This window comes from Dyella sp. 2RAB6, from assembly GCF_052115385.1.
GTDB lineage: Bacteria > Pseudomonadota > Gammaproteobacteria > Xanthomonadales > Rhodanobacteraceae > Dyella_D.
Genome location: NZ_JBFRGP010000001.1, coordinates 816,266 through 833,688, shown reverse-complemented (window position 1 = coordinate 833,688; position 17,423 = coordinate 816,266). Strand labels below are relative to the sequence as shown.

18 protein-coding genes are annotated in these 17,423 nt (G+C 66.9%); 6 read left to right on the top strand and 12 right to left on the bottom strand.

Annotation, left to right across the window (positions count from 1 at the left end; all coding sequences use genetic code 11):
* Positions 1-177 precede the first annotated feature (177 nt).
* From AB4083_RS03870 to pilH, 3 genes are all read left to right on the top strand, one after another.
* Positions 178-774 carry a TIGR00730 family Rossman fold protein gene (locus AB4083_RS03870; protein WP_441606417.1) on the top strand — a complete coding sequence of 199 codons (597 nt, stop codon included), beginning with the start codon at positions 178-180 and terminating at the stop codon, positions 772-774.
* 25 nt (positions 775-799) lie between these two features.
* Positions 800-1,798, top strand: coding sequence for a YhdH/YhfP family quinone oxidoreductase (locus AB4083_RS03865; RefSeq protein ID WP_441606416.1), 999 nt, complete (start codon positions 800-802; stop codon positions 1,796-1,798).
* An 84-nt stretch (positions 1,799-1,882) separates the two neighbouring features.
* Positions 1,883-2,248 carry a twitching motility response regulator PilH gene (gene pilH / locus AB4083_RS03860; protein ID WP_026634409.1) on the top strand — a complete coding sequence of 122 codons (366 nt, stop codon included), beginning with the start codon at positions 1,883-1,885 and terminating at the stop codon, positions 2,246-2,248.
* A 174-nt stretch (positions 2,249-2,422) separates the two neighbouring features.
* Here pilH and AB4083_RS03855 read toward each other — a convergent pair whose 3' ends face one another.
* Together AB4083_RS03855 and AB4083_RS03850 are read right to left on the bottom strand one after the other, a co-directional pair.
* A complete protein-coding gene (locus AB4083_RS03855) occupies positions 2,423-3,331 on the bottom strand; it encodes a DnaJ C-terminal domain-containing protein (protein WP_441606415.1) in 909 nt (302 codons plus the stop codon).
* Positions 3,332-3,440: 109 nt separating this feature from the next.
* Entirely contained in the window at positions 3,441-3,863 is a 423-nt protein-coding gene (locus tag AB4083_RS03850) for an Hsp20/alpha crystallin family protein (protein WP_441606414.1), read from the bottom strand.
* Positions 3,864-4,002: 139 nt separating this feature from the next.
* Between AB4083_RS03850 and AB4083_RS03845 the strand changes: the two genes are divergently transcribed.
* From AB4083_RS03845 to AB4083_RS03835, 3 genes are all read left to right on the top strand, one after another.
* Positions 4,003-4,491, top strand: coding sequence for a peroxiredoxin (locus AB4083_RS03845; protein WP_441606413.1), 489 nt, complete (start codon positions 4,003-4,005; stop codon positions 4,489-4,491).
* A gap of 282 nt (positions 4,492-4,773) precedes the next feature.
* Positions 4,774-5,886 carry a M23 family metallopeptidase gene (locus tag AB4083_RS03840; protein WP_441606412.1) on the top strand — a complete coding sequence of 371 codons (1,113 nt, stop codon included), beginning with the start codon at positions 4,774-4,776 and terminating at the stop codon, positions 5,884-5,886.
* Positions 5,887-5,963: 77 nt separating this feature from the next.
* The gene (locus AB4083_RS03835) at positions 5,964-6,272 is read left to right on the top strand and encodes a hypothetical protein (protein WP_441606411.1); all 309 of its coding nucleotides are present in this window, start codon (positions 5,964-5,966) and stop codon (positions 6,270-6,272) included.
* 215 nt (positions 6,273-6,487) lie between these two features.
* On the opposite strand, the gene gyrA is transcribed toward AB4083_RS03835, so the two are convergent.
* The 10 genes from gyrA to rbfA all read right to left on the bottom strand — a co-directional run bounded on the left by gyrA (position 6,488) and on the right by rbfA (position 17,342).
* A complete protein-coding gene (gene gyrA, locus AB4083_RS03830; protein WP_441606410.1) occupies positions 6,488-9,139 on the bottom strand; it encodes a DNA gyrase subunit A in 2,652 nt (883 codons plus the stop codon).
* 139 nt (positions 9,140-9,278) lie between these two features.
* Positions 9,279-9,689, bottom strand: coding sequence for a GtrA family protein (locus AB4083_RS03825; protein WP_441606409.1), 411 nt, complete (start codon positions 9,687-9,689; stop codon positions 9,279-9,281).
* A gap of 40 nt (positions 9,690-9,729) precedes the next feature.
* Positions 9,730-10,749 (bottom strand): S-methyl-5-thioribose-1-phosphate isomerase, encoded by a 1,020-nt coding sequence (gene mtnA, locus AB4083_RS03820; RefSeq protein WP_441606408.1) that lies wholly within the window; start codon positions 10,747-10,749, stop codon positions 9,730-9,732.
* Between the two features lie 68 nt (positions 10,750-10,817).
* Positions 10,818-11,009 carry a PspC domain-containing protein gene (locus tag AB4083_RS03815; RefSeq protein WP_441606407.1) on the bottom strand — a complete coding sequence of 64 codons (192 nt, stop codon included), beginning with the start codon at positions 11,007-11,009 and terminating at the stop codon, positions 10,818-10,820.
* 22 nt (positions 11,010-11,031) lie between these two features.
* Entirely contained in the window at positions 11,032-12,099 is a 1,068-nt protein-coding gene (phaC, locus tag AB4083_RS03810; RefSeq protein ID WP_441606406.1) for a class III poly(R)-hydroxyalkanoic acid synthase subunit PhaC, read from the bottom strand.
* 11 nt (positions 12,100-12,110) lie between these two features.
* A complete protein-coding gene (locus AB4083_RS03805) occupies positions 12,111-13,256 on the bottom strand; it encodes a poly(R)-hydroxyalkanoic acid synthase subunit PhaE (protein WP_441606405.1) in 1,146 nt (381 codons plus the stop codon).
* 132 nt (positions 13,257-13,388) lie between these two features.
* A complete protein-coding gene (gene pnp, locus AB4083_RS03800) occupies positions 13,389-15,488 on the bottom strand; it encodes a polyribonucleotide nucleotidyltransferase (RefSeq protein WP_441606404.1) in 2,100 nt (699 codons plus the stop codon).
* Positions 15,489-15,564: 76 nt separating this feature from the next.
* Positions 15,565-15,834, bottom strand: a complete 270-nt coding sequence (gene rpsO, locus AB4083_RS03795; RefSeq protein WP_441606403.1) for a 30S ribosomal protein S15 — start codon at positions 15,832-15,834, stop codon at positions 15,565-15,567.
* A 162-nt stretch (positions 15,835-15,996) separates the two neighbouring features.
* Positions 15,997-16,926, bottom strand: a complete 930-nt coding sequence (gene truB / locus AB4083_RS03790; protein ID WP_441606402.1) for a tRNA pseudouridine(55) synthase TruB — start codon at positions 16,924-16,926, stop codon at positions 15,997-15,999.
* Entirely contained in the window at positions 16,926-17,342 is a 417-nt protein-coding gene (gene rbfA, locus AB4083_RS03785) for a 30S ribosome-binding factor RbfA (protein ID WP_441606401.1), read from the bottom strand. The genes truB and rbfA overlap by 1 nt, the downstream gene beginning before the upstream one ends.
* Between the last annotated feature and the right edge of the window lie 81 nt (positions 17,343-17,423).

Genomic DNA, 17,423 nt, shown 5'->3' with positions numbered 1-17,423 from the left:
ACCTCATCCCGGACAGCGCAGGGTGCGCGTCGATCCGGGATCCAGGCACTACCGACCGGCCCGTCCATGGCGACATGGGCGGGCCCGTCCGTTTTCGGGCCTTGCTCCGAATCGCGGCGGCCTTCACATCCTCGCGACCGGCCGTCGTTTCCTAATTCCTTTTCCCCGGAGACACCCATGCCCCAGCCCACCGCCATCTGCGTCTATTGCGGCTCGAGCCCGGGCGGCTCGCCGGAATACACCGAACAGGCGCGCGCGTTCGGCGCCGAAATGGCGCGGCGCGGCATCGCGCTGGTCTACGGCGGCGGCAAGGTCGGGTTGATGGGCACGGTGGCCGATGCGGTGCTGGCCGGCGACGGCAAGGTGATCGGCATCATTCCGCGCCAGCTGGTGGAGCGCGAAGTGGCGCACGCCGGCCTGACTGAGCTGGAAGTGGTCGAGACCATGCACCAGCGCAAGACCCGCATGTTCGAACGCTCCGATGCCTTCGTCGCCCTGCCCGGCGGCTTCGGCACCATGGACGAGATGTTCGAGATGCTGACCTGGGCGCAGCTGGGCCTGCACAGCTTTCCCTGCGCCTTCCTCGACGTGCGCGGCTACTATCGTCAGCTGCGCGGCATGCTCGACCACATGGTGGACGAGCGTTTCGTGCGCACCGAACAGCGCGACAGTGTGTGGTTCGGCGACAGCATGGACAAGCTGTTCCACTGGATGGAGCACTACCAGGGCCAGCACCTGCCCAAGTGGATCGACCGCAGCAGCGTCGAAGCCTGACCGCCATCCCTCCGGACCTCACGCCATGAGAGATATCGACTTCCGCGCGTTCCGCATCCACAACGATGGTTCCGGCTATCGCGGCGGCATTGAACAGATCGGCACCGGCGCGCTGAGCGCAGGCCAGGTGCTGGTGAAAGTGGCGTACTCCTCGGTCAACTACAAAGATGCGCTGGCCGGCACCGGCAGGGGCAAGATCCTTCGCCAGTACCCGCTCAACGGCGGCATCGATGCGGCCGGCATCGTGGTGGCTTCCACCGATGCGAAGTTCAAGGAAGGCGATGCGGTGCTGTGCACCGGCAGCGGCCTTTCCGAAATACGCGACGGCGGCTACGGCGAATACGCGCGCTTCGACGCCGCATGGACCATTCCCCTGCCGGCCGGCCTTTCCTTGCGCGAAAGCATGGTGCTGGGCACCGCCGGCTTCACCGCCGCGCTGGCCCTGCTGCAGATGGAAGACAACCGCCAGACACCGGCGCTGGGCCCGATCGCCGTGACCGGCGCCTCCGGCGGCGTGGGCATGCTGGCGATCGACATGTTCAGCCGCGCCGGCTACGCGGTGCATGCGATCAGCGGCAAGGCCGCGCATTTCGATTTCCTGCGCAGCCTGGGCGCGAGCGAATGCATCGACCGCCATGAGCTGGTTTTCAGCGGCAAGCCGATGGATTCGGCGCGTTTCGGCGGCGCCCTGGACAATGTCGGCGGCGCCATGCTCGCCGGCCTGCTGCCGCTGGTCGCGCCCTACGGCAACGTGGCGATCTGCGGCAATGCCGGCGGCGTCGCCTTCGACAGCACGGTGCTGCCCTTCATCATCCGCGGCGTGAACCTGCTGGGCGTCGCCTCGGCCGGCACCGCGCGGGACCAGCGCGAACGCGTCTGGGAAAAGCTCGCCGGCGACTGGAAGCCGCGGCACCTGGAGCGCATCGCCACCCGCGAGGTCAGCCTGGATGAACTCCCGGGCGTTTTCGAGCGCATGCTGGCCGGAGATTCGTTCGGCCGCACGGTTGTGCGCCTCGAAGTGTAAAGCCCAGGCTGAACCGACTTGGAAGAGCCGCTGGCGCGGCTTAGAATCCTTCGAAACACGAAACAACTAGGGGACTCCCACCTTATGGCACGTATTCTGATCGTCGACGATTCGCCGTCGCAGTTGCTGGGCATCAAGCGCATCGTCGAAAAGCTGGGGCACGAGACCCTGACTGCGGAAGACGGCGCCGCCGGCGTTGAGGTGGCCAAGCGCGAGAAGCCCGACCTGATCCTGATGGACGTGGTCATGCCCAACCTCAACGGCTTCCAGGCCACCCGCACCATCAGCAAGGACCCGGAGACGCAGCACATCCCGGTGATCCTGGTGACTACCAAGGACCAGGAAACCGACAAGGTGTGGGGCCTGCGCCAGGGCGCCAAGGCTTATGTGACCAAGCCGATCAAGGAAGAAGAGCTGGTGGAGACGCTGAAGGGGCTGCTGCCGGCCTGAACTGGCAGGGCGAAGCAGTACAGAAAAACGGCGCCCGAGGGCGCCGTTTTTTGTTTGCCGACAGGTGAAGCGTAGGCGTAGGTTGGGGTGAGCCAAAGGCGAACCCCAACAGACCTCGCACCACGACCGCCACGTTGGGGTTCGCTGCGCTCACCCCAACCTACATCGGTCGATTCAGCGCCGCGGATCGAAGTCCTCGAACTGCTCGCGCAGCGCCTCGTAAGCGTTCTTCTGCGCCTCCGACTCCGCCGCCGGCACGCGGATCGACAGTTCCACCAGCTGGTCGCCCGGATGCGCCCCCGGCAGCCCGCGGCCCTTCAGCCGCAGCTTGCGGCCGGACTGCGAGCCGGCGGGAATGCGCAGGTCCACCGCGCCGGCCAGGGTCGGCACCGGCACGGTGGCGCCCAGGGCGGCTTCCCAGGGGGCGATCGGCAACACGTGGAGCACGTTGCGGCCTTCCAGGCGGAAGCGCGGGTCGTCGCGCAACTGCACTTCCAGCAGCAGGTCGCCGCTGGGGCCGCCGCCGCGGCCGGGGTGGCCCTGGCCGGACAGGCGGATCACCTGGCCGGGCTGGATGCCGACCGGGATCTTCACTTCCAGCACGCGCTCGTTGCCGCTGCCGTCATGCAGCGCCACGCGCGTGCGGCCGCCGTCGAAGGCGGTCTGCAGTTCGATCTGCACCTGCGCCTGGATATCGCCGCCGCGCGCCGCACGGGCCTGGCCGTGGGCACCGCCGCCGGCCGCGCGGCCGAACAGGCTTTCGAAGAAATCGCTGAAGTCGCCGCCGCCGGCACCGCCGAAATCGAAGTTCTGCCCCTGGCCCTGGCCCCAGCCCGGCGGTGGACGGAACTGCTCGCCGCCGCGGTAGCCGCCGGCGCGCACGTTGTCGTAGGCGCGGCGCTTTTCCGGATCGCGCAGCACTTCGTTCGCTTCGTTGATCGCCTTGAACTTCTCTTCGGCGCCCGCGTCCTTGTTCTTGTCCGGATGGTATTTACGGGCGAGCTTGCGAAAGGCCGCCTTGATCTCGGCCTCGCTGGCGTCCGCTTTCACGCCCAGAGTGTCGTAATAATCTTTGAATTCCACTGCCACTCCCACCCATGGCTACTGCAAGTCCAGACAACGCGGACGGCCCGCCACGGATGATGGTCCGTGGCGGGCCGTGGCCGCAACACACCGGCCTCGAACAGGCGCCTTAGTGCGTGATTTCGATGTTGATACGGCGCGGCGCGGTCTCGGCCCGCTTGGGGATCGAGACTTCCAGCACGCCGTTGCGCCCATGCGCGGTGATGCCCTCGGCATCGGCGCTGTCCGGCAGCGCGAAGCGGCGCAGGAAGGCGCCATGCGCGCGCTCCACGCGGGTGTAGCGATCGCCTTCGGCCGGAGCCTCCTGCGTGCGCTCGCCCTTGATGGTGAGCACACCCTTGTCCATGCTCACTTCGATACCGGCCGGGTCGATGCCCGGGATGTCGGCGAGAATCACGAAGCGCTTGTCGTCTTCCTTGATGTCCACGCGCGGCGCCCACGCTGCCTCAGCGGTGCTGGCGGCCTGCTCCACTTGGAACAGGCGCTCGCCCAGGCTGTGCCGGGGCCAGGAAACATTACGTCCCAGATACATGGTGAATCCTCTCAAATAAGTTTGCGGTGCCATCACCGCCTGCCTTGCTAGATAGGTACGCGTCGCGGCGATTCAAGACGACAGCCGCACGGCCGGCGCGCTAGCATCCCCGCGCTTATCCCTGCTCAGAGTGCTGCCCATGACGACGATCCAACCCGGCCAGGCCCTGCCCGATCTCGAGCTCAAGGCGATCGTCGATGGCCAGATCGAAACCCGCCAGACCGCCGCACTGTTCGACCAGCGCAAGGTAGTGCTGTTCGCCGTGCCGGGTGCATTCACGCCGACCTGTTCGAACAAGCATCTGCCCGGCTATGTGCAGCGCTTCGCCGAGTTCCAGCAGCGCGGTGTGGAGGTGGTGTGCATGGCGGTCAACGACGCCTATGTGATGCAGGCCTGGGCGCGCGACCAGAAAGTGCCGCCGGGATTGCTGATGCTGGCCGACGGCAATGGCCTTTTCACGCAGGCGCTCGGCTTGCAGCTCGATGGCGCGGCGTATGGCATGGGGCTGCGTTCGCGGCGCTTTGCGCTGTATGCGGAGAACGGCGTGGTGCGGCAGTTGCATGTGGAAGCGCCGGGCGAGTTTCGCGTGTCCAGTGCCGAAGCGATGCTGACTGCAATCGACGCCTAGCAGCCTCGCGGCACCGACCGGCGCAGGTTGGGGTGAGCCACCGGCGAACCCCAACATGGCGGGCGCCCTACCGTGTTGGGGTTCGCCTGCGGCTCACCCCAACCTACGCCATGGGTCATGGTGCGTGGGCACTGGCGCGCTGCATCGTGGTCTCCCACATTGGCCGGCATCGCCATCGGGGGACGCATGAAATCCGCTTCGACATTCGGCCAGTTCCTTCCCATCGCCATCGCGCTTCTTGGCCTGTCCCTATTCCCTGCCCTCGCCCAACGCGCTCCCGTCGTGCAGACCTTCGACCTGCGCGTGCCGGGGCAGCCCGCGCCGATCAAGGTCAACGGCCAATGGCAGCTCCTGTATGAGCTGCATCTGGACAACTACGCCGCCGAACCGCTGCAGCCGAAACAACTGCGCGTGCTCGACGCCGACAACGGCCAGGTGCTGCGCGACTACGACGAGACCGCCTTGCGCGCGATGCTCGGCGGGCCAGGCCTGTCCGGCAAGCAAGGCGATGCGACGATCGCTCCAGGCGCGCACGCCGTCATCTATCTCAACCTGAGCTTCGACGACGCACCGGCGGCACTGCATCTCACCCACCAGCTCAGCGCCACACGCGACAACGGCGGCACGCCACTGCAGGCCCAGGGCGGCACGCTGAGCTTGCAGCCGTGGCCGGCACCGGTGACGTTCTCGCCGCCCCTGCGCGACGGCTACTGGGTCGCCATCTACGACAGCAGCTGGCCGCGCGGCCACCGCCGCACGCTTTACGCAGTGAACGGCGCCGTGCACGTGCCGGGGCGCTACGCCATCGACTGGATCAAGGTCGACGCGCAGGGCCGCTATACCAAGGGCGATCCGACCGACAAGAACCACTGGCTTGGTTACGGCGCGGAAGTATTGGCGGTCGCCGACGGCAAGATCGCCGCCGCCATGGACGGCATGCCGGAGCCGGCCAAAGTCGATCCCGGCAAGCCGACCCGCGTACCGTTGCAGGACGCCAGCGGCAACTACGTCAGCCTGGACCTGGGCGGCGGCCGCTACGTGTTCTACGAGCATCTGAAGACCGGCAGCATCACGGTGAAGACGGGCCAGGCGGTGCATCGCGGCGACGTGATCGGCCGGCTCGGCTATACCGGCGAAACCACCGGGCCGCATCTGCATATGCATGTCGCCGATGCGAACGTGCCGCTGGATGCGGAAGGCGTGCCTTATGCGCTGGATCAGTTCGGCTGGATGGGCAGCTACGCGTCGATCGCGGATTTCGGCGGCGAGAAAAAGTGGCTGCCATCGGCGAGTGCGGTCGTGCGTCGCGGTGAGCTGCCGGCGCCGCTGTCGGTGCTGAGCTTTACGCCGCCGTATGTCTTCAAAGAAGTATCCGCGAAGACAAAATCGCCGTGATCGGGAAACACCTCAATGAATAGTCCTAGGTGACCGGGTACATCTACGGCCACCACCACTATTTGAAATGTTTATCCATGCATGTTCGCTACATCGGCCGCACGCGGCCTGCCCTCGCCTTCGCCGTCACCACCCTGCTGCTGTCGTCCGGCACCGCTGCCGGGCAAGCCCAGCAAGGGCGGATTCAATTCACTGGAAAACTCGTCACGCCCGCCGCGCCTCTCAGCGTCGCGGGCGTACACCTGCTGCCGGATGGAAACTCGGCCCGTGCGCGCAAGCAGTCCTTGAGTGCCGTACTGGCCGCCGGCGATCCGCCGGAGCTGCTCGGGTATTTCACCAGCTATGCCAGGCGCGATGCGCGGCTGATCGTCACCACTTACGAGTAGAGACAAACGCCGTCATACCGGCGCAGGCCGGGATCCAGTAGCGAGGCGCCATATGGAGATAGGAGCGCCAAAGACTGCGGCCTTTGCGCCTTTCGCGAAAACCAGATGGTGATGCCACTGGATCCCGGCCTGCGCCGGGATGACGGGCAAAAAAAATCCCTCGCCGCAGGGCGGCGAGGGATCTCTTCGATCGGCGCTGAACGATCAGTCGTCGATCACTCTTCCGGCGTCGGCTCGCCCGTATCGCCCGCATCGGGAGCCGCGGCGTCGCCGCCCTGCTCCACGCTGCCGTTCTCGCCATCCAGCGCATCCACGCCATTGGCTTCGGACTCGGACTCTTCCTCCGCATCCAGCCGCACCACGCTGACCAGCGTTTCGTCGGACGGCAGCTTGATCAGCGTCACGCCCTGGGTGTTGCGGCTGAGCTGGGAGACTTCCGCCACGCGGGTGCGCACCAGGGTGCCGAGGTTGGAGATCAGCATCAGCTCGTGCGCCTCAGTGATCTGCACCGCGGAGACCAGGCCGCCGTTGCGCTCGGAGCACTGGATGCCGATCACGCCCTGGGTGCCGCGGCCCTTCTTGGGGAACTCTTCCAGCAGGGTGCGCTTGCCGTAGCCGCGTGCGGTGGCGGTGAGGATGTCGCCGCCTTCCGGGGCGACCACGATCAGCGACACCACTTCAGCGGCTTCCGCCAGCTTCATGCCGCGCACGCCGGTGGCGGTGCGGCCCATCGAGCGGACCTCGCCTTCGTCGAAGCGCACCGTCTTGCCGTTGGAGGCGAACAGCAGCACGTCGCTGTTGCCGTCGGTGAGCGCGACGTCGACCAGGGCATCGCCCTCGTCAAGGTTGATGGCGATCTTGCCCTTCTGCAGCTGGAAGGCGAACTCGTTGAGCGGGGTCTTCTTCACCGTGCCCTGGCGGGTGGCGAAGAACACGTAGCAGTCGTCGCTGTATTCGCGCACCGGCAACACCGCCTGCACCTTCTCGCCGGCGGCGAGCGGCAGCAGGTTGACCATCGGCTTGCCGCGCGCGTTCGGGCCGGATTCCGGCATCTGGTACACGTTGAGCCAGTACACGCGGCCGGTGCTGGTGAAGGTCAGCAGAGTGTCGTGCGTGTTGACCACCCACAGCTGCTCGACGAAATCCTCGTCCTTCAGCGCGGAGGCCGAACGGCCCTTGCCGCCGCGGCGCTGCGCACGATAGGTGCTGGCCGGCTGGCGCTTGACGTAGCCGGTATGCGACAGCGTGACGACCACGTCTTCCGGCGCGATCAGGTCCAGTACGTTGAGGTCTTCCTGCGAGTGCTGGATCTCGGTGCGGCGCTTGTCGCCGAATTCTTCCTTGATCACTTCCAACTCGGCGCGGATCACCGACAGCAGGCGGGCCGGGTCTTCCAGGATCTCGATCAGGCCGAGGATGGTGGCCAGGATCTCGCGGTACTCGTCGGACAGCTTCTCCTGCTCCAGCCCGGTCAGGCGGTGCAGGCGCATGGCCAGGATTTCCTGCGCCTGCACGTCCGAAAGCTGGTAGCCATCGGCCTTGAGGCCGTCGCGCGGGTCGAGGTCTTCCGGACGCGAGGCGTCGGCACCGGCGGCGCCCAGCAAGGCCGACACCATGCCTGGCTGCCACTTGCGCGCCAGCATGCGTTCGCGCGCTTCCTGCGGCGAGGCGGAGCTGCGGATCAGCTCGATCATCTCGTCGATATTGGCCAGCGCGACGGTGAGGCCTTCGAGGATGTGCGCGCGGGCGCGTGCCTTGCGCAGTTCGAAGATGGTGCGCCGGGTGACCACCTCGCGGCGGTGGCGGATGAAGGCCTCGAGGATGTCCTTGAGGTTCAGCAGGCGCGGCTGGCCGTCCAGCAGGGCGACCATGTTGATGCCGAAGGTGACCTGCAGCTGGGTCTGCTGGTACAGGTTGTTGAGCACCACGTCGGCCATCGAGTCGCGGCGGATCTCGATCACCACGCGCATGCCGTCCTTGTCGGACTCGTCGCGCAGCTCGCTGATGCCTTCGAGCTTCTTTTCCTTGACCAGCTCGGCGATCTTCTCGATCAGGCGCGCCTTGTTCACCTGGTACGGCAGCTCGCTGACGATGATCGTCTCGCGGCCGTTGGATTCGGTCTCGATCTCGGTCCTGGCGCGCACCAGGATGCGGCCGCGGCCGGTGCGGTAGGCCTCGACGATGCCGGCGGAGCCGTTGATGATGCCGGCGGTCGGGAAATCCGGACCGGGGATGAACTGCATCAGGTCGTCGATCGACAGCGAGGGATCGTCGATCAGGCCGATGGTCGCCGCCACCACCTCGTTGAGGTTGTGCGGCGGCACGTTGGTGGCCATGCCCACCGCGATGCCGGCGGAGCCGTTGACGAGCAGGTTCGGCACGCGGGTGGGCAGCACCAGCGGCTCGCTTTCGCTCTCGTCGTAGTTGGGACCGAAGTCGACGGTTTCCTTGTCGATGTCGGCCAGCAGCTCGTGGGTGAGGCGCGCCATGCGCACCTCGGTGTAACGCATCGCCGCGGCGTTGTCGCCGTCGACCGAACCGAAGTTGCCCTGGCCGTCGACCAGCATGTAGCGCAGCGAGAACGGCTGGGCCATGCGCACGATCGCGTCGTAGACCGAGGCGTCGCCGTGCGGATGGTATTTACCGATCACGTCACCGACCACGCGGGCCGATTTCTTGTAAGGCTTGTTCCAGACGTTGTTGAGCTCGTTCATCGCGTACAGCACGCGGCGATGCACCGGCTTGAGGCCATCGCGCACATCCGGGAGGGCGCGGCCCACGATCACGCTCATGGCGTAGTCGAGGTAGCTCTGGCGCATCTCGTCTTCGATGTTGACGCGGATGATTTCTTTGGCGAGTTCTGCCATCAATCGGGTTCCCTGGATGAAGAAAAAGGGCCGCGGCGCGCGTGCGTGAGCTGCGCGCATGACGGTCCCCGGTTGAACCTTTGAAGTGTAACAGAAATACCATCGAAACGACAGTATTTTGATCAGTTAAATCAATAGGTTACGCGGAGCTTTTGGAGCCCTTGAAAAGCACCCCGCGCGCTGTCGAGAAATTGACCAGCGCAGCCACCACCGAACCCACCAGCACCGCCACCGCCGGCCAGCGCTGCAAGGCGGGAAAACTGATCAGCATCACCGCGTACGCGGCGTAGTTGATCAGCGCACCGGCGGTCATCAGGCCCATCCAGTGCAGCCATTCCTGATACAGCGGACGGCCGCTGGCGCGATGGGCGAAGGTGTAGCGGCTGTTCCACCACCAGGTGGCCGTGGCGGCCAGCAGGAAGGACAGCACGCGGGCCAGGTAGGCGTTCCAGCCGGCCAGTCCGACCAGGGCCTGCACCACGCCGGCGTCGACGATGAAGCCGATCACGCCGCCGACGAAGAACAGGCCGGCTTCGCGGCGCAGCTTCATGGACACGCCCGCAAGGACCTGCCTGCATGAAAGCACGCCCTCATGAACCGAACATCGCCTGCATGGCCAGCGCGTTCGGATGCTCGATCACGCCGCGCTCGGTAACGATGGCGTCGATCAGTTCGGCCGGCGTCACGTCGAACACCGGGTTCCACGCCTGCGCGCCCTCGACCACCACGCGCTGCCCGGCCACCGCCAGTAATTCGGCCGGATCGCGCAGCTCGATCTCGATCGCCTCGCCCGAGCGTGTGGCCATGTCGACCGTGGACGACGGCGCCACCACCATGAACTTCACGCCGTGGTAGCGCGCGGCGATGGCCAGCTGGTAGGTGCCGATCTTGTTGGCGGTGTCGCCGTTGGCGGCGATGCGGTCGGCGCCGACGATCACCCATTGCACGGCGCCGGAGCGCATCAGGTGCGACGCGGCGGAGTCGGCGATCAGGCGCGCGGGCACGCCGTCGCGCACCAGCTCCCACATGGTCAGGCGTGCGCCCTGCTGCCAGGGACGCGTCTCGCCGGCATAGACCTCGCCGATGCGCCCGGCGCTGACGCCGGCGCGGATCACGCCCAGCGCCGTACCGAAACCGGCGGTGGCCAGCGAGCCGGTATTGCAATGCGTGAGTACGCCCGAACCCGGCGCGATCAGCGCGGCGCCCAGCTCGCCCATATGGCGGTTGGCGGCCAGGTCCTCGTCCTGGATCGCCTGCGCCTCGCGCTCCAGCGCGGCGGCGTCGGCGCCGGCGGCGATGCGCGCCTTCATGCGGTCCAGCGCCCACATCAGGTTCACCGCGGTGGGACGCGCAGCGCGCAGCATGGCCAGGGCCTGCTCAAGTGGCGCGCCCTGCTGCGCGGCCAGCACCACGCCCCAGGCCGCGGCGATGCCGATGGCCGGCGCACCGCGCACGGCCAGGTCGCGGATCGCCTGGGTCACCTGCGCGGCGTCGCGGCAGTCGATCCATTGTTCCTCGCGCGGCAGCAGGCGCTGGTCGAGCAGGCGCAGGTGGCCGCCCTGCCATTGCACGGCACGGATGCGGTCGTAACGGTCGTAGTCGATGCTCATGGAAGGGATTCGCTGAAGGGGATGCGCGTGCCGCAGCCCGCGCATGTCCACCGCGGGCCTTCGACGGCTCAGACGTCCTGCGGCATCACCAGCCACAGGATGAGATAGATAAGGATACCGGAGCCGCCGGCCAGGGTCAGGACGATCCACAGCAGGCGCACGACGGTGACGTCCCAGCCCAGGTATTGCGCCACACCGCCGCAGACGCCGGCGAGCATCTTCTGGCTGCTGGAACGGACGAGGCGCTTATCGCTATTCATGGTGTTCTCCTTGCACGGAAGCTCAGTCCCTGGAACGCAGCCACTGGTGAATGGCCGGCGGCACCTCGCGCTGCGCGCGTCCGGACACATAGATGCCGATATGCCCGCCCTTGAAGGCGAGCTGGGTGTAGTCGGTGGTGCCCACGTGCTTGCCCAGCGCGCGCGAGGCATCCGGCGGCACCAGGTGGTCCTGCTCGGCGAAGATGTTCAGCACCGGCTGGGTGACCATGCCCAGGTCCACCGGCTTGTCGCCGATGGTGAGCGTGCCCTTCACCAGCTTGTTGCCCTGGTAGAAGTCCTTGATGAATTCGCGGAACGCTTCGCCGGCCTGGTCGGGCGAGTCGAAGATCCAGCGTTCCATGCGCAGGAAATTTTCCATCTCCTTGCGGTTGTCCAGCAGCTCGACCATCGACACGTATTTCTGCTGGTTGAGGCGCACCGGCTTCAGCGTGAGGTAGACGTAGTTCATCAGCTCGGCGGGGATATTGCCCAGCGTGTCGACGAACAGGTCGACGTCCAGGTTCTGCACCCAGTGCGACAGCATGTTGTCCGGCGTGTGGTAGTCCACCGGCGTGACCATGGTGACCAGGTTCTTGACCTTGTCCGGATGCATCGCCGTGTAGCACAGCGAGAACGCGCCGCCCTGGCAGATGCCGAGCAGGTTGATCGCGTCCAGGCCGTGGCGCTGGCGCACCGCGTCGACGCAGCGGTCGAGATAGCCGTTGAGATAATCGTCCAGGGTGAGCCAGCGGTCGGCGCCGTCCGGATAGCCCCAGTCGATCAGGTAGACGTCTTCGCCCTGCTCCAGCAGGTTGCGCACCAGCGAGCGGTCTGCCTGCAGGTCGGTCATCCACACCGTGTTGACCAGGGCGTAGACGATCAGCAGCGGCGTCTTCGAGGTCGGCTTGCCGTCGCCCTTGATGTGCCAGACGGTGAGCTTGTCCTCGCGATAGACGGCTTCGCGCGGCGTGTTGGCGTAGTCCGGTTCATGCAGGCCGCGCAGGCTTTCCATGCCTGCGGCGAGCTTGCGCTGGAAGGCGGCGACTTCGCCCAGGAGCTTGGCCGGATCGATGCGTAGAGGCGTGAACATGCGTCAGTCCTTCACTTGCGCGTGCGTTGCGTGCCGCGGGTCGGCGCGGCCTTGACGGTGCGGCGGGCGGAAGCGGGTTTGCGCTTGCGCGCGCTCTCGCTTTCGACTTCCGCACCCAGCGATTCGGACAGCACTTTCTTCGGCGCGTGGCTCGCTTCGGCGCGGCCGGCCAGCTTGCGTTTCAATGCGGCGACTTCGCCGCGCAGCGCATCCAGTTCCGCATTCGGCGCTGCCGCACGCGGTGCGCTTCCCGAAGCGGCCGCGCGCAGCTCGCGGCGCAGTTGCTGCACGCGCTTGCCCAGCGAATCGACTTCGCCGCGCGTCGGCATGCCCAGCTCGCGGCACCAGGCGTCGGTCTGGCGCTGCTGGCGCTGGCGCACCTGCATCTGCGTGTTGACCATGGCGCCGTAGGCTTCGCGGAATTCGTCCGACAGCGCGATCTCGGCATAGGCCTCTTCGGCGGCATCGACCCACAGGTCGTACAGCGCCTTGAGCGAATCGACCTGGCGGGCCGGCTCGGTCATCTGCGTGAGTTTCTCGCGCAGGCGCTCGAAGCCGTCGGCGTTAGCGCGCTGGATCAGCGTGTTGTAGTGCGACGAGGCATCGGCGTAGGCGCGCATCGCTTCCAGCAAGGCCTGCTGCTGCATCTGGCGTTCGCGCGTATAGCCGAAGGCCGGCGTGTCGCCGAGTCCCGCACCCCAGGCGCCGGCCTGCGGCTGCGCCGCCTGCAGCCAGCTCTGCCATTGCTGGGCGAACCCGTGGGCGGCCGAGCTGTCGATGCCGGCGAAGGCCTGCGCGAACGGCGAGTTCATGCCGCCGAAGGGAGCGCCTGCAAAGGGCGAACCGGCAAACGGCGAGGCACCGAAGGGCGAGCCCATGAACGGCGAACCGGTCGCAGCCTGCCCCATGAACAGCTGGCGCAGCGCCTGCTGCCAATCGTCCGGCCCCTGCCCCGCGATGCCGCTGGTCGCCGCGGCCTGCATCCAGTCGGCATAGCTTTTCAGGCCGCCCATGGCGCGCGACAGCAAGTCGTCGGCGGGTGCCGGCGCCGCTGCGAACGGCGACGCGGGCCGCTGCAGCGATTGCATCCATGCATCCCAGGATTGCTGCGCCCAGGCCTGGTATTGCTTCGTGACATCGTTGGCGTGATCACTCATGCCCGCATCCTCGTTTGCGCTTTCCGCATCCTAGCAAAAGCGCTGGTTCGGCTGCGTTGCAGCGCGGCGCCGCAAAAAAAGAAGGCCCGGTAAAAACCGGGCCTTCTTTCGGACACGTTACGGGTCGAAGGCTCAGGCGCCTTCTTCCTCGGTCACGGCCTTGATGGACAGGCGGATACGGCCCTGCTTGTCCACTTCCAGCACCTTGACCTTGACGATGTCGCCTTCCTTCAGCTTGTCGGAGACCTTCTCCACGCGCTCGTTGGAGATCTGCGAGACGTGGACGAGACCGTCCTTGCCCGGCAGGATCGTGACGAATGCGCCGAAGTCCATCAGCTTGGCGACCTTGCCCTCGTAGATGCGGCCCGGCTCGACGTCGGAGACGATCTGCTCGATGCGCTTCTTCGCTTCGTCAGCCGCCAGGCGGTTGACCGAGGCGATGATGACGGTGCCGTCGTCGCTGATGTCGATGGTGGTGCCGGTCTCTTCGGTGATCGAGCGGATGGTGGCGCCGCCCTTGCCGATGACTTCGCGGATCTTGTCCGGATGGATCTTGACGGTGAGCAGGCGCGGGGCGTACTCGCTCATCTCCGAACGCGGCTCGCTGAGCACCTTGGCCATTTCGCCGAGGATGTGCAGACGGCCACGCTTGGCCTGCTCCAGCGCCACCTTCATGATCTCTTCGGTGATGCCGTCGATCTTGATGTCCATCTGCAGCGCGGACACGCCGGTGGCGCTACCGGCCACCTTGAAGTCCATGTCGCCGAGGTGGTCTTCGTCGCCGAGGATGTCGGACAGCACGACGAAGTCGCCGCCTTCCTTCACCAGGCCCATGGCGATGCCCGCCACCGGAGCCTTCAGCGGCACGCCGGCGTCCATCATGGCCAGCGAGGAACCGCACACCGAGGCCATCGAGGAGGAACCGTTCGACTCGGTGATCTCGGAGACCACGCGCAGCACGTACGGGAACTCTTCGATCGACGGCTTGACGGCCTGCACGCCGCGCTTGGCGAGGCGGCCATGGCCGATCTCACGACGCTTCGGCGCGCCGAAGCGGCCGGCTTCGCCCACCGAGAACGGGGGGAAGTTGTAGTGGAACAGGAACGGATCCTTCGACTCGCCTTCCGGCGCGTCGATGATCTGCGCGTCGCGGGTGGTGCCGAGCGTGGCCACGACCAGCGCCTGGGTCTCGCCGCGGGTGAACAGCGCCGAGCCGTGGGTGCGCGGCAGCACGCCGACGCGGACGGTGATCGGACGCACGTCGTCCAGCTGGCGGCCGTCGATGCGCACCTTGGTCTTGAGCACGCTGTCGCGCATGGTGTGGTATTCGAGCTCGCCGAATTCCTTCACCAGCTCGGCGGTCGGCCAGGCATGCTCTTCGGCCTGGGCCTTGAGCGAAGCCAGCACGTCGGCCTTGATCGCGGCGATGGCGTCGCGGCGCTGCAGCTTGTCCTTGACCTGGAACGCTTCCGCCAGCTTGTCGCCGACGAAGCCGCGCACGGCGGCGGCCAGGGCCTCGTTACGGGCCGGCGGCTGCCAGTCCATCGACGGGCGGGCGGCCTCGGTGGCCAGTTCGGCGATCGCGCGGACGGCGACCTGCATCTGCTGGTGGCCGAACACCACCGCGCCCAGCATCACTTCCTCGCTGAGCAGCTTGGCTTCGGATTCCACCATCAGCACGGCGTTGGAGGTGCCGGCCACGACCAGGTCCAGCGCCGAGCCCTTCAGCTCGGTGGCGGTCGGGTTGAGCACGTACTTGCCGTCGACGTAACCGACGCGGGCGGCGCCGATCGGACCCTTGAACGGGATGCCGGCGAGGCTCAGCGCGGCGGACGCGCCCAGCAGGGCCGGGATGTCGCCGTCGACTTCCGGATTGAGCGAGACGACCTGGGCGATGACCTGCACTTCGTTCTTGAACTCCTCCGGGAACAGAGGACGAACGGGGCGATCGATCAGGCGCGAGGTCAGCGTCTCTTTCTCGGTCGGACGGCCTTCGCGCTTGAAGAAGCCACCCGGGATGCGGCCCGCGGAGTAGAACTTCTCGACGTAGTCGACGGTGAGCGGGAAGAAGTCCTGCCCGTCCTTCGCCTTGGTGGCGGCGACCGCGGTGACGAGCACCACGGTGCCGTCCATGCTGACCATGACGGCACCGGAGGCCTGGCGGGCGATTTCGCCCGTCTCCAGGGTGACCGTGTGATTACCGTACTGGAATGACTTGGTTACTTTCGCCACGTTAATGTCCTGATTTGAAAAGTGCGGCCATGGATGGCCGCTTTTTGACCTTTGCGATCACGGATGATCGCAAAAATTAACGCCGCAGGCCGAGGCGTTCGATCAGGCTCTGGTAGCGAGTCACGTCGCTGGCCTGGAGGTAGCTCAGCAGACGCTTGCGCTGGTTGACCAGCTTGAGCAGGCCACGACGCGAGTGGTGGTCCTGCTTGTGGGTCTTGAAATGGTCGGTCAGGTGGGCGATGCGGGCCGACAGCAGGGCCACCTGGACTTCCGGCGAACCGGTGTCGTTCGGCACGCGGCCGTAGTCAGCAATGATCTTGCCGGTCTGTTCTGCAGTAAGGGACATGGGTCTCTCTTCCTCAAAAGCGGGTACGAAGCTTGCGCAACGTCACCGACGGTGACGTTGCGCAAGCTTCGGATGGATGGATAAAACTCTGGAACAAGCGGGCTATTCTAGCGGCCCGACGCGCATTACAACAAGAGCATGACAAGTGCACCGATGGCGTTGTCATGCCCTTTCCGCCGTTGCCGGCGGCAGATTGAAGCCGCGCTGGATGCGCAGCAGGCCGTCCTGGTCCAGCTCGCACAGCGCTACCGGGCGCCCGTCCGGGGCGAACGCGGCATAGGCGCCGGCCGCATGGCCCTCAAGCTGAATGCGCTGGCCGCGGGTCACCGCGTGGCTCTGTTCATCGTCCAGGGCCAGCGCCGGCCAGCCGGCCAGGCCGGCGGCCACCGGCAGCAGCAAGGCGTCCATGGCGGCCTCGCCCCGCTCCGCCGCCGCGTCCAGTTGCTCCAGCGTGACCATGGCCGGGACCCGGAACGGCTCGACCCACAGCCGGCGCAGCGCGGTCAGGTGCGCGCCGCAGCCCAGCGCCTCGCCCAGGTCCACGGCGAGGCTGCGGACATAGGTGCCGGAGCCGCATTCCACGTCCAGCACCAGGGTATCGGCGGTGCGCGACAGCAGTTCGAGCCTGAACACGTCCACTTCGCGCGGCGGCGCCTGCACGTCTTCGCCGCGGCGCGCCTTCAGGTACAGCGGCTCGCCGCCCTGCTTCAGCGCCGAATACACCGGCGGTATCTGCACGATGCGCCCGCGCAGGCCGGCCAGGGCCTGCTCCAGCGCGGCAGCGTCCAGCGGCGGCACCGGGCGCTGCAGCACCACCTCGCCTTCCAGGTCGGCGGTGGTGGTGGTCGCGCCCAGGCGCACCTCGGCGCGATAGGCCTTGCGCGAGCCCAGCAGGCTGCCGGCGATCTTGGTGGCCTCGCCGAAGCACAGCGGCAGCAGGCCGGTGGCCAGCGGATCGAGCGCCCCGGTATGGCCGCCCTTCTCGGCGCGCAGCCGATGGCGGGCCTTCTGCAGGGCCTGGTTGGAACTGAGGCCCAGCGGCTTGTCCAGCAGCAGCAGGCCGTGCAGGTCGCGGAAGCGGCTGCGGCGCATCAGGCCTCGCCGTCGTCCTTGGCGGCGCTATCGTCCTTGGCCGCACCGTCGTCCTTGATCGGCACCAGGTCGCGCGCCTGCTCGCGCAGCAGCTCTTCGATGCGCTCGCCCTTGTCGACCGAGTCGTCGTACTTGAAGCGCAGCTCCGGCACCCGGCGCAAACGCATGCTGCGCGAGAGCGAACGGCGGAATTCCACCGCCAGCTCGTTCAACGCCTTGACCGCGGCCTTCGACTGGTCCGGCAGCAGCGCGGTCACCCACACCGAGGCGAAGTCCAGGTCGCGGGTCACTTCCACATCCGACACGCTTACCGAAGGCAGGCCGTGGTCGCGCACGGCGGCGTGGACCAGCAGGGCCAGTTCGCGGCGCAGCTCGGCACCGACGCGGTCGGTACGCTTGAAATCGCGTGAGGGCATATAGCCTCCTTGACGACCGCCATGCGCGGCCGATGACGCGCGGCCAGCACCAGCGGCCGCGGATACGAAAAACGCCGAAGC